We start from the raw sequence: 11,688 nt of genomic DNA on the forward strand, positions 1-11,688 counted from the left end.
GCATGATTAAAACTCATGCGTCGAGGTTTCTGGTAGGGTTTTGCCATTGCGCTATAGGAACGCTCCCAATGTCCCGTCGTCTTCCTCCTCTTTACGCTTTGCGCGCTTTTGAAGCGGCGTCGCGGCATAGCTCGTTTACTCGTGCGGCCGAAGAGCTGTCGATTACCCAGAGCGCTGTCAGCCGGCACATTCGCACGCTGGAAGAGCATTTCGCCTGCCGTCTGTTTCAGCGCAGCGGTCGAAACTTGCAGCTGACCGAAGCTGCGCGTCTGCTGCTGCCAGGGATACGTGAAGGCTTCTCGGCACTGGAGCGTGCCTGCAATACCCTGCGCGCTGAAGATGACATCCTGCGAATGAAGGCGCCGTCGACCTTGACCATGCGTTGGCTGCTGGCGCGCCTCAGCCGTTTCCGGCATTTGCAACCGGGTAACGAGGTGCAACTGACCAGCGCCTGGATGGATGTCGACTCGGTGGACTTCAACCAGGAACCCTTCGATTGTGCGGTACTGCTCAGCAACGGGCACTTTCCCCCGGATTGGGAGGCCAGCTACCTTTTCCCCGAGCTGCTGATCCCGGTAGGCGCGCCGAGTCTATTGAGCGATCAACCCTGGGACGCCGCGCGCCTGGCTAGCGCCGAGTTGCTGCATCCGACGCCGGACCGTCGCGATTGGCGCAATTGGCTGGAGCGCATGGGTCTCTCCGAACAAGTGTCACTCAAGGGCGGCCAGGTCTTCGACACACTGGAGCTGGGCATGATCGCCGCTGCCCGTGGCTACGGTGTTTCCATGGGCGACCTGCTCATGGTGGCTGAGGATGTCGCGCAGGGGCGGTTGAGTCTGCCGTGGCCGACAGCCGTCGCCAGCGGTGAGAATTATTACCTGGTCTGGCCGAAAACCCGTCCAGGAGGTGAGCGTTTGCGCAGGCTCAGCGATTTTCTCCAGAGCGAAGTCCAGGCGATGGAGTTACCTGACGTCGAGCGCCTGAGCTGAAACGATGACGCCCTGATTTCCCCCTGGAGCGAGCTTGCTCGCGAAGACATCAGAACAAGCAACTCGAATCCCACGAAATGACCGAGGTGACGGATCCGCTGCCAAAAGCTCAATTGGCGTTCAACTGTGCGTTTTTATACTTGCTGAATCGTTTCATCAGCGCTATAAAAATTGCACAACTCCAAGAAAGGCTTTCCCATGACCCCGCTCAAATTGATCGTTGCCCTCAGCGCACTGACTGCTGCATCTCAAGCCATGGCTTGGGATTATGTGTTGCTCGATACCGACAAAGCCGCGCAAAACTTTCAGATCACCAGCGAAAAGTTGGGAGTAAAAACCGCCAAGCCATTCTCCGTGACGATGCGCACGCTGCATGGTGGTCGTCAGGAGGGCGTCAGCATTGTCGACATCGATAATGGTGCAATGAAGCTGTCCGTGGTGCCGACTCGCGGAATGAACGTCCTGCAGGCCTCGGTGGGTAATGTGCGCATGGGCTGGGACTCTCCAGTGAAGGACGTGGTCAACCCGTCGTTTATCGAGCTCAACGGCCGCGGCGGACTGGGCTGGCTGGAGGGTTTCAACGAACTGGTCACCCGTTGTGGCTACGAATGGGTCGGCCATCCGGGCATGGACAACGGAGAGCTGCTGACCCTGCATGGCCGCGCCGCCAATATCCCGGCGAACAAGGTCACCCTGCATATCGACGAAAAGCCGCCCTATGCCATCAGCCTGCGCGGTGAGCTGAAAGAGCAGGCCTTCAAGAAAGTCGACTTTTCGGTGGCGACCGAACTGGTCACCGACCCCGGCAGCGTGCGCTTTGCGCTCAACGACACGCTGACCAACAACGGCGACTATCCGAAGGAATATCAGGCGCTTTATCACAGCAACTTCAGCACGCCATTCCTGGAGCAAGGCGCCCGTTTTGCCGCGCCGGTGAAACAAGTCTCACCGTTCAACGACAAGGCCAAAGCGGATTTGTCTGACTGGCAAACCTATCGAGGTCCGACCAAGGATTACGACGAAACCGTCTACAACGTGGTGCCATACGCCGACGCCAAGGGCGACACGCTCACCGTTCTGCACAACAAAGCGGGCAGTCTGGGCGTGGCGGTCGGTTTCAACACCGAGCAATTGCCTGTGTTCTCCCTCTGGAAAAACACCGACACCCAAGGCCAGGGTTACGTTACCGGCCTGGAACCAGGCACGAGTTTCTCCTACAACCGTCGCTATCAGCGGCCACTGAACCTGGTGCCAACTATCGGTGCCAAGCAGCAGCGTCAGTTCCAGATCAATTACAGCTTGTTGGCGGATAAGCCGGCTGTGGATAAGGCACTGAAGCGAGTCAACGAGATTCAGAACGGGCGACAGACCGAAGTGCGGCAGACGCCGTTGGTGGATCTGAGCAAGGGGTGAGGGAGGGGAAACCTGAAAAATCGATTATTCGTTGAGAAAAAGCGATTGGAAATGAGGGTTTTCTTAAAAAAATGATTACAAACGCGGCTTACTGACCCGTCGGTCGATACTGCAACGCCTCAGCCAGATGTTCCCGGCTGATCAAGTCGACCTGCTCAAGGTCCGCCAACGTGCGCGCTACCTTGAGCAGTCGATGGGCCGCCCGCAGCGACAACGTCAACCGCTCGCATGCCGTCTCAAGCCAATTCTCATCGACTGTGGATAACTGGCAATGCTGGCGCAGCCCCGGCAGGTCGAGGAAGGCATTGGCACAACCCTGACGCCGTTGCTGCCGTTCGCGGGCATTGGCGACCAGTAAAGCGGCACTGGCGGTGTCATCGCCGGATGGTTTCGCAGGGTTGAGCGCCGTGGCTTCGCGAGAGACGGTCAGGTGCAGGTCGATGCGATCCAGCAGAGGGCCGGAGAGCTTGTTGCGATAGCGTTGAATCTGTTCCGGCGTGCAGCGACAACGTCCGCTGGGCTCGCCGAGATAACCGCACGGGCAGGGATTCATGGCTGCCACCAATTGGAAGCGTGCCGGGAAACGTACCCGGTCTCGGGCTCGGGCAATGACGATTTCACCGGACTCCAGGGGCTCTCTTAAAACCTCCAGAACCTTGCGATCAAACTCCGGCAGTTCATCGAGAAACAGTACACCGTTGTGGGCGAGGGTGATTTCCCCCGGTTGCGGTTTTGAGCCACCACCTACCAGCGCCGGGCCGGATGCCGAATGATGGGGTTGGCGAAACGGCCGTTGTGGCCAGTGGCTCAGCGGCACATGGCTGGCGACTGACTGAATCGCTGCGACTTCCAGCGCTTCATGCTCGTCCAATGGTGGAAGCAATCCGGGCAAGCGACTGGCCAGCAGCGTTTTTCCGGTGCCTGGTGGGCCACTGAACAGCAGGTTATGAGCGCCCGCTGCGGCGATCAGCAGGGCTCGCTTGGCCGCGAGCTGACCCTGCACTTCATTCAAGTCGGGATAAGGCTTGTTCGCCAGTAGCAAACCGTTGGAAACAAAAGGTTCGACAGGTGTGTGGCCGTTGAAGTGCGCGACTATCTCCAGCAGATGATCGACCGCGATTACCTTCAACCCGGAAGCCAGGCAAGCTTCTTCGGCATTGGCGCGCGGCACCACCAGGGTGCGTCCGGCCTTGCGGGCGGCCAGTGCGGCCGGCAATACCCCGCGTACCGCCCGTACGGCACCGGACAACGCCAACTCCCCAAGACACTCCACATCGTCCAGCGTCAATGTCGGAACCTGCATGCTGGCCGCGAGAATCCCCAAGGCAATCGCCAGATCAAAGCGCCCGCCGTCCTTTGGCAGATCGGCGGGAGCGAGATTCAATGTGATGCGACGCGCCGGAAAATCGAGGCCTGAATTGAGAATCGCACTGCGCACCCGGTCTTTGCTTTCCTTGACGGCCGTTTCCGGCAGGCCCACCAGCGTCAGGGATGGCAAGCCGTTGGCCAGATGGACCTCAACGGTGACAGCGGGTGCGTCCACGCCGATCTGGGCGCGGCTGTGGACGATGGCCAGAGACATAGATCATTCCTTGATGGTGCGGAAGCCGCGTCCTGCGGTTTTGGAAGGATAGTTGAGGTGAACGAGCGAGCAGGTTGCATTTATGTATCTTGACTATACACTTCACGTTAACGAATAACGTTAAGCTTTAATCATGATCGTAAGCTTTAAATGTTCTGAGACCGAGTACTTGTTTCGCAACGGTAGGACCCGTCTGTGGTCAGCCATTCTCAGTGTCGCGGAACGGAAACTGGCGATGCTTGATGCTGCTGCCGTGTTGATGGACCTTCGGTCTCCTCCGGGCAATCGCCTGGAAGCGTTGGAGGGAAATCGCAAAGGGCAACACAGCATCCGCATCAACGCTCAATGGCGAATTTGCTTTATCTGGGGTCCTAGCGGACCTGAAAATGTCGAAATCGTCGATTATCACTGAGGTGAGAAATGACTAAGAACGGTATGCGCCCGGTTCACCCCGGCGAAATCCTTAAAGAGGAATACCTTGAGCCTCTGGGTCTTACGGCAGCGGCTTTGGCCAGGGCGCTGAATGTATCCACCCCAACGGTGAATGACATCGTGCTTCAGCGCCGCGGCGTGAGTGCCGATGTCGCGCTCAGGCTTGCCATTTGCCTGGACACCACCCCCGAGTTCTGGCTGAACCTGCAATCGACTTACGACCTGCGCAAAGCTGAAATCGAGCGTGGCGCTGCGATCCGGGATCAGGTTGAGCGTCTTCCACACTGCGCCTGACAGACTTGTTGATCGAACCCCATGCCAAAGCGTGGGGTTCGTTCTTTACAGGGCTTAAAACGATTGAAGCAACCGTGAAGCACGTTTCCACCAAGGTGCATTGCTCACACTCCGTGGCCGCTCACCCTCCGGCAGCATGTGTGGAACATCCTGCAACCGGATCCATGGCTGGTTATTCCAGTGCAACAGGCTCAGGGACATCTGCGGCCAATCCAGCAGGCTCAGAATCGGGCGTTCGCTTGAAGTCGCTTGCTGGGCATCCCTCAACGCAGGGACCACATCGTGAGTCAGCCACTCCCGCAAACCCCGGTACTCCGGGCAGTAGTGATAGACCAGTAACGCATAGACCCCGGACTCGCTGATCAGTAGCGTGTGCTCAACCTTGCCATGGCAAAGCAGCCGCAAGGTCTGGCGCTGATCGGAATCAAGTTTGCGCAACGCGCGCTCATCCAGAAAAAGCCGGAGCAAACGCCCAAGATCGCGGGCGCTGAACCATGCCTGGTTTTCCAGCAGGAGTGCGTGGAGGTGGAGTTTGTGGCGGGTGAAGACGTGGGGAATTAGATGATTTTCATCCATGATGCAGTACCCAAAATTCGCTTGAAGTGACTGCCACTGATCGTCGCCAAACGATAGGGGTGGCAGCTGTGCGCGGGTTGGCGAACCGGTGCAAGCGAAAACCGGCAGACCCGAAGGTCTCCCACACACAGCCGCCATGACGCGTATCGAGAATTGAAATGCCCGATATCGGATGGTGGACGCGGTGCGTCGCAAGCTTCCGGGTCGCCAAACCCAGTGCTGATGTTCAGCAGGGGACGAGAGTAGAGATCCAGGTTTTGCTGTGCAAGCGGGAATTGCTGAAGGCTTTTGTAAGAATCAGCCGAGATGCGTGGGGGTATTCGGAATTGCTTGAAGGTCGTTCCGACCTATCGCGGGCAAGCCTCGCTCCTACAGGAGGAGCGGGGTGGACGATAACGTCATTCTGCAGGCGGACTCAGCTTCGCTTCAAGTTCGGCCACCTTCGCTTCAAGACTCTCCAGCCGAGCGCGCGTGCGCGCCAGTACCACCATCTGGCTGTCGAACTCTTCTCTGCTCACCAGATCAAGCTTGCTGAAGCCGCTTTGCAGCAGGGCTTTGAACTGGCTTTCGATTTCGTTGCGTGGCAGCGGGGTGTCGCCGCTGAACAGGCGGGAAGCGTGGCCGCTCAGGGCGTCGAGGAGATCTTTGGGCGCGAGCATGGGAGGTGTCCTGAAAACTGATGGCCGCCAGTGTATCACGCAGTGTCTATAGTCAATGGCGCAGGCAGGGATGCACGCTTTTCGCGCATGTTGGCGGGCGATCGCGCACTGTTGTTGTGCGTATCTGTTGCGCTGGTTGTAAACAGACGCCTGCTGCAGCGGCCAAGGGATTGAAATCAATGGGTTTTCACGAGATGGCAAGCTTTCTGCTTAGTCGTTGGTAACCCATGCACTGATGCAGTCGCTGTGACGAATGCAGTGCGCCGGGCGGAACGGGGAAGTGTTTCGTCAGGAGCGGTTAGCTGGCGTCGGGATGGCTGAGTCAGGCCGACGATGCGTTACAAAGCCAGGCACTGCGCTTAGACTTGAGACGGGTTTGTTTTCCTGGGGCAAGTCCACCAATTCGGGAGAGAGTTTTCATGAAGCTAGTCACTGCCATCATCAAGCCGTTCAAACTGGACGATGTGCGCGAGTCGTTGTCCGAGATCGGCGTGCAGGGCATTACCGTTACTGAAGTCAAAGGCTTCGGTCGGCAGAAGGGTCACACCGAGCTGTATCGCGGCGCGGAGTACGTGGTCGATTTTCTGCCCAAGGTGAAGATTGATGTCGCCATTGACGACAAGGATCTTGATCGGGTTATCGAGGCGATAACCAAGGCGGCCAACACCGGCAAGATTGGTGACGGCAAGATCTTTGTGGTCAATCTGGAACAGGCTATTCGCATCCGTACCGGCGAAACCGACACCGACGCAATCTAAGCCACCAAACCCAACGCCCCAGGAGAAAACAATATGACTCTGCGTAATTTCGCAGGGCTAGGAGCCCTGTTGTCCCTCGTAATGCCCAGCCTGGCCATGGCGGCAGATCCGGTGGCGGCTCCAGTCCTCAACTCCGGCGATACCGCCTGGATGTTGACCTCCACTGCACTCGTGCTGTTCATGACTATTCCCGGCCTCGCGCTGTTCTACGGCGGCATGGTTCGCTCCAAAAACATTCTTTCGGTGATGATGCAGTGCTTTGCCATTACCGGTCTGGTCACCATCCTGTGGTTCTTGTATGGCTACAGCATGGCGTTTGACACGACTGGCATGGAAGTAAACGTCGTCAACTTCAACTCGTTTGTCGGCAGCTTCGCCAAGGCCTTCCTGGCCGGCATCACGCCCGCCAGTATTACCGGTCCTACGGCGCTGTTTCCTGAGGCGGTTTTCGTTACTTATCAGATGACCTTCGCGATCATCACCCCGGCGCTGATTGTCGGTGCCTTTGCCGAGCGGATGAAGTTCTCCGCGATGCTGATCTTCATGGGTTTGTGGTTCACCCTGATTTACGCACCGATTGCGCACATGGTCTGGAGTGGTCCGGGTTCGCTGCTGGGTGACTGGGGCGTGCTCGACTTTGCTGGCGGCACCGTGGTGCATATCAACGCCGGTGTCGCCGGGCTGGTGGCCTGTCTGGTGCTGGGCAAGCGTAAAGGCTTCCCGACCACGCCGATGGCGCCGCACAACCTTGGTTACACCCTGATGGGCGCCGCCATGCTGTGGGTCGGCTGGTTCGGCTTTAACGCTGGTTCCGCCGCTGCGGCCAACGGCACTGCCGGCATGGCGATGCTGGTGACTCAAATCGCTACCGCTGCTGCGGCCCTGGGCTGGATGTTCGCCGAGTGGCTGACCCACGGCAAACCTAGCGCACTGGGTATCGCTTCGGGTGTGGTTGCCGGTCTGGTGGCGATTACCCCGGCGGCCGGTACGGTCGGCCCGATGGGTTCGCTGATTATCGGTCTGGCGGCGGGTGTGGTGTGCTTCTTCTGCGCGACCACCCTGAAACGCAAACTGGGTTATGACGACTCCCTGGACGCCTTCGGCGTGCACGGTATCGGCGGTATCCTTGGCGCGATCCTCACCGGTGCGTTCGCGGCTCCGTCGCTGGGCGGTTTCGGCACCGTGACTGATATAGCGGCGCAGGTCTGGATTCAGTGCAAAGGTGTTGGCTTCACGGTGATCTACACCGCGATCGCGACCTTCATCATTCTCAAGGTGCTGGACGCCGTCATGGGGCTGCGTATCACCGAAGAGGAAGAGTCGGTCGGCCTCGATCTGGCGCAACACAACGAGCGCGCCTACAACGTGTAAGTTCTCGAGAAAGAAACGCGAGAAAAAAATGCCCGACCCCGTCGGGCATTTTTTTGTCTGGCTTTTGTCGATAAGGGAACAGCTGAAAGGTTTTTTCCTTCGCTCCCAGGCGTGTTCATCGAAGCTGTTTTTTTTGGGCCAATGACTTACAGCATTGAAGGAATATTAGACCCTTTGTTTTTTCCCTGAGCGCGCTAGAATGCGCGCCGAATGTGCGGAGAACTGTATGTGGCAACAGACTCTGATTACCCTGCGGGCAAGGCCCCGGGGCTTTCATCTGGTAACGGACGAGTTACTCGCCGGCCTGCCTGAATTGAAGGCATGTCGGGTCGGTCTGGTGCATTTGTGGCTGCAGCATACCTCGGCGTCGTTGACCATCAACGAGAACGCCGACCCGGCGGTACGTCGCGACTTCGAACGTTTTTTCAATCGGCTGATCCCACAAGGCATGGCCGGCTATGAACATGAGGACGAAGGCGCGGATGATCTCCCGGCGCACTTCAAGGCCAGCTTGCTTGGCTGTCAGTTGAGTTTGCCGGTGACGGCAGGTCGACTGGCGTTAGGTAGCTGGCAAGGTGTTTATCTGGGCGAGCATCGTGATCATGGTGGTGCTCGTAAAGTCCTTGTCACCTTGCACGGCGATGGGGCATAAACCGCTGGTTACCAGCGGATATTGATTTTTTTCCGGCAGCCGTCGACAGTCGGCGTAGCTGGGCTATAACTAATCTGCTTTTCGCAAGTCATGAGGTAGAACATGAGCGACGATGATCTGGAAAACGACGACCTCGAAGTAGGTGACGAAGACGAGACCGAAGAAGGTCTCGAAACGGCGGCCGAAGACGTTGCTGACGACGACAGCAGCGATGTGCCTGTTCCGACCGCTAAAGGCAAGGCCAAGGCTGCTATTTCAGTCGATGAGCTGCCGAGTGTCGAAGCCAAGAACAAAGAGCGTGATGCTCTGGCGCGCGCTATGGAGGAGTTTCTCTCCAAAGGCGGCAAAGTGCAGGAAGTCGAGGCCAACGTGGTGGCCGATCCACCAAAAAAGCCTGACAACAAGTACGGCAGCCGTCCTATCTAAGCGCGCCGGTTACTTGCTTGCTGAAAAAGCCCGCCGTCGCTGCGGGCTTTTTCATGGGCGTAAGGAAATGGTCTTGGGCTTGGCGCGATACCCTGTGGGAGCGAGCTTGCTCGCGATGAGGGCGTAACATTCGGAATTGATATCGGCTGACACTCCGCTATCGCGAGCAAGCTCGCTCCCACAGGGGGTATGTGATATTCAGGTTCAGTGTTGGGCGCTCCACCGTGCCAGCAACGCAGGCAGTTCAGTCAAACTGCGAATCTCGGCATCCGGCGCCTTCTCGGCTTCCCACACTTTACCCGCCGGGTTGAACCAGATCGCCCGCAGTCCGGCTTGCTGCGCGCCGGCAATGTCATCCCCTGGATGATCGCCGATATGCACGGCGGTTTGCGCTGTCGCCTCACCACGTTGCAAGGCTTCGTGAAACAGGCGCGAATCCGGTTTGGCAATGCCGATGTCTTCGGCACAAAGGGCAAACTTGAAGTAGTCCGCAAGGCCCAGGCGGCGGACATCAGCATTGCCGTTGGTGACGACCCCAAGCGTGTAGTGCCTGGCGAGGACTTCAAGGGTCGGTTGCACCTCAGGAAATATCTCGAGCTGATGCCGCGCGTGCAGAAACACTTCAAAGCCCTGATCGGCCAGTTCCGACGCTTGCTGATGGGCGTAACCGGCTTCCTCCAGTGCGTGGAACAACACTCTGCGCCGCAAGGCGCTGATCCGGTGCTTGAGGCCAGGTTCGTTGCTCAGGACACGCTCACGGATCGCCCAGAGGTGTTCGACAGCTACACCGCCGAGGTCTGGCGCGTGCTCGGCCAGCCACTGGCGCAGTACCGCTTCCGCGCTGACGATGACCGGGGCGGTGTCCCACAGGGTGTCGTCGAGGTCGAAAGTGATCAGTTTGATCGTCATTACTCACCGCCTTTGTTGCGTTTGGCCCGAGGATGGGCGCTGTCGTAGACCGACGCCAAATGCTGGAAATCCAGATGAGTGTAAATCTGCGTGGTCTTGATGTCCGAGTGACCGAGCAACTCCTGCACGGCGCGCAGGTCTTGCGAGGACTCCAGCAGGTGGCTGGCGAAGGAGTGCCGAAGCATGTGCGGATGCAGGTTCTGCCCCAGTTCGCGCTCGCCAGCGGCTTTGACACGCAGCTGGATGGCTCGCGGTCCCAGGCGCCGGCCCTGTTGGCTGACGAATACTGCATCGTCTGCCGGGTTGGTCAGGGCGCGCAGTGGCAACCACAGCTGCAATGCCTCCCGAGCCTTCTTGCCGACGGGTAGAACCCGGGTTTTGCTGCCTTTACCGAGGACTTGAACCAGGCCATCCGCTAAATCAAGCTGATCGAGATTGAGCCCGGTCAGCTCGGAGAGGCGCAGGCCGGAGGAGTAGAACAGCTCCAGAATCGCCTGATCACGATGAGCCAGGAAGTCGTCCTCGACAGCGCCGTCGAGCAGTTGCAGCGCGCGGTCGGTATCCAGGGTTTTGGGTAGCCGACGTTCGCCTTTGGGCGGTGCCAGACCATTGGCTGGATCGTGGTCGCAGAGGCCTTCGCGGTTCAAGTAGTGGTAGAGCCCGCGAACCGCCGAAAGCAGGCGCGCCAGGCTGCGGGAGGACTGACCCTGCTGATGCAGGCGGGCGATCAGGCTACGCAGGCGTTGAATATCCAGCGTGGCCCAGCTTGAAATCTGCTGTTTCTCGCAGTACGCCAACACTTTGTTCAGGTCGCGGCGGTAGGCTTCCAGCGTATGGGGTGACACTTGGCGCTCACTGCGCAGGTGAGCGCAGTAGGCGTCCAGTTGTCGTTCCATGGTTAGCGTACCGAGCGTAGAGAGTTGTGGATGCGCGGAAGTACGCGGCCCATGACTTCGGCGATGTAGCTCAGGAACAGCGTGCCCACCGAGCTTTTGTAATGCTGCGGATCGCGGCTGGCAATGGCCAGGACGCCGTACAGGCCTTGGTGGCTGAGGGCGACGACGGCCGTGGAGCCAATTTGCTTGCGCTGTTCTTCGCCGAACAGGAAGTCCAGTTCGTGCTCACGCAGACTGCCGCTGACGGTTTTGCCGTTCGACAACAAGCCGCCGATGGTCTGCTGCGCTTCAGCACTGGTGACCCAGCGGCCGACCGGCAGGGCGCTGTCGCTGAATAGAATCAGACTGACAAAAGGCACCTGGAAGTCCTGTCGCAGGCTGTCTTCAACGCTGATCACCACGTCTTCCAGGCTGCTGGCGTCCATGAGCGCGAGCGTCAGTCGGCGGGTCTTGTCAAACAGCCGGTCATTGTCGCGAGCGACGTCCATCAGTTGTGAGAGGCGATGACGCATCTCGATATTGCGTTCGCGCAACATCTTCAACTGGCGCTCGACCAGTGAAATGGTATCGCCGCGCTGATGGGGGATGCGTAATGCCAGGAGCAGTTCTTCGTGCTCGGCGAAGAAATCCGGATGAGCCTCCAGGTACGCGGCAATGGCCGCCGCCTCAAGGCTTTCAGAAGGTGATTCGTCGGGCTGTTGGGCTGGAACCTGAGGCTGATCGGTCATGGA

At 58.6% G+C, this 11,688-nt stretch carries 14 protein-coding genes; 8 read left to right on the forward strand and 6 right to left on the reverse strand.

The window, feature by feature from the left end; all coding sequences use genetic code 11:
* Window positions 1-68: 68 nt before the first annotated feature.
* Window positions 69-989 carry a LysR substrate-binding domain-containing protein gene (locus AC07W5_RS01550; protein WP_494990875.1) on the forward strand — a complete coding sequence of 307 codons (921 nt, stop codon included), beginning with the start codon at window positions 69-71 and terminating at the stop codon, window positions 987-989.
* Window positions 990-1,187: 198 nt separating this feature from the next.
* Window positions 1,188-2,402, forward strand: a complete 1,215-nt coding sequence (locus AC07W5_RS01555; RefSeq protein WP_495010422.1) for an aldose 1-epimerase family protein — start codon at window positions 1,188-1,190, stop codon at window positions 2,400-2,402.
* Between the two features lie 88 nt (window positions 2,403-2,490).
* Here AC07W5_RS01555 and AC07W5_RS01560 read toward each other — a convergent pair whose 3' ends face one another.
* A complete protein-coding gene (locus tag AC07W5_RS01560; RefSeq protein WP_495022668.1) occupies window positions 2,491-3,984 on the reverse strand; it encodes a YifB family Mg chelatase-like AAA ATPase in 1,494 nt (497 codons plus the stop codon).
* Between the two features lie 133 nt (window positions 3,985-4,117).
* Between AC07W5_RS01560 and AC07W5_RS01565 the strand changes: the two genes are divergently transcribed.
* Both AC07W5_RS01565 and AC07W5_RS01570 read left to right on the forward strand, forming a co-directional pair.
* The gene (locus AC07W5_RS01565) at window positions 4,118-4,396 is read left to right on the forward strand and encodes a type II toxin-antitoxin system RelE/ParE family toxin (protein ID WP_494990872.1); all 279 of its coding nucleotides are present in this window, start codon (window positions 4,118-4,120) and stop codon (window positions 4,394-4,396) included.
* An 8-nt stretch (window positions 4,397-4,404) separates the two neighbouring features.
* A complete protein-coding gene (locus AC07W5_RS01570) occupies window positions 4,405-4,710 on the forward strand; it encodes a HigA family addiction module antitoxin (RefSeq protein WP_494990871.1) in 306 nt (101 codons plus the stop codon).
* Between the two features lie 54 nt (window positions 4,711-4,764).
* On the opposite strand, the gene AC07W5_RS01575 is transcribed toward AC07W5_RS01570, so the two are convergent.
* Both AC07W5_RS01575 and AC07W5_RS01580 read right to left on the reverse strand, forming a co-directional pair.
* The gene (locus AC07W5_RS01575; RefSeq protein WP_495022669.1) at window positions 4,765-5,286 is read right to left on the reverse strand and encodes a BRO-N domain-containing protein; all 522 of its coding nucleotides are present in this window, start codon (window positions 5,284-5,286) and stop codon (window positions 4,765-4,767) included.
* A gap of 398 nt (window positions 5,287-5,684) precedes the next feature.
* Window positions 5,685-5,945, reverse strand: a complete 261-nt coding sequence (locus AC07W5_RS01580) for an accessory factor UbiK family protein (protein ID WP_494990869.1) — start codon at window positions 5,943-5,945, stop codon at window positions 5,685-5,687.
* 419 nt (window positions 5,946-6,364) lie between these two features.
* On the opposite strand from AC07W5_RS01580, the gene glnK reads away from it, so the two are divergent.
* From glnK to sutA, 4 genes are all read left to right on the forward strand, one after another.
* Window positions 6,365-6,703, forward strand: a complete 339-nt coding sequence (glnK, locus tag AC07W5_RS01585; RefSeq protein WP_002555808.1) for a P-II family nitrogen regulator — start codon at window positions 6,365-6,367, stop codon at window positions 6,701-6,703.
* Between the two features lie 33 nt (window positions 6,704-6,736).
* The gene (locus AC07W5_RS01590) at window positions 6,737-8,074 is read left to right on the forward strand and encodes an ammonium transporter (protein ID WP_494990868.1); all 1,338 of its coding nucleotides are present in this window, start codon (window positions 6,737-6,739) and stop codon (window positions 8,072-8,074) included.
* Between the two features lie 226 nt (window positions 8,075-8,300).
* Window positions 8,301-8,726 (forward strand): secondary thiamine-phosphate synthase enzyme YjbQ, encoded by a 426-nt coding sequence (locus AC07W5_RS01595; RefSeq protein ID WP_494990867.1) that lies wholly within the window; start codon window positions 8,301-8,303, stop codon window positions 8,724-8,726.
* A gap of 102 nt (window positions 8,727-8,828) precedes the next feature.
* Window positions 8,829-9,152: a dormancy-specific transcriptional regulator SutA gene (gene sutA, locus AC07W5_RS01600; RefSeq protein ID WP_494990866.1), complete on the forward strand. Its 324-nt coding sequence runs from the start codon at window positions 8,829-8,831 to the stop codon at window positions 9,150-9,152.
* A 204-nt stretch (window positions 9,153-9,356) separates the two neighbouring features.
* On the opposite strand, the gene AC07W5_RS01605 is transcribed toward sutA, so the two are convergent.
* From AC07W5_RS01605 to AC07W5_RS01615, 3 genes are read right to left on the reverse strand one after another with little or no spacing between them, the layout of a single operon-like run.
* Window positions 9,357-10,061 (reverse strand): HAD family hydrolase, encoded by a 705-nt coding sequence (locus tag AC07W5_RS01605; protein WP_494990865.1) that lies wholly within the window; start codon window positions 10,059-10,061, stop codon window positions 9,357-9,359.
* Window positions 10,061-10,957 (reverse strand): tyrosine recombinase XerC, encoded by an 897-nt coding sequence (gene xerC / locus AC07W5_RS01610; protein ID WP_494990864.1) that lies wholly within the window; start codon window positions 10,955-10,957, stop codon window positions 10,061-10,063. Before xerC ends, AC07W5_RS01605 begins: the two co-directional genes overlap by 1 nt.
* 2 nt (window positions 10,958-10,959) lie before the next feature.
* Complete coding sequence (locus tag AC07W5_RS01615; protein WP_494990863.1) at window positions 10,960-11,685, reverse strand: DUF484 family protein; 726 nt, start codon at window positions 11,683-11,685, stop codon at window positions 10,960-10,962.
* Window positions 11,686-11,688: the final 3 nt, after the last annotated feature.

This window comes from Pseudomonas sp. GW821-FHT01E05 (assembly GCF_059422425.1).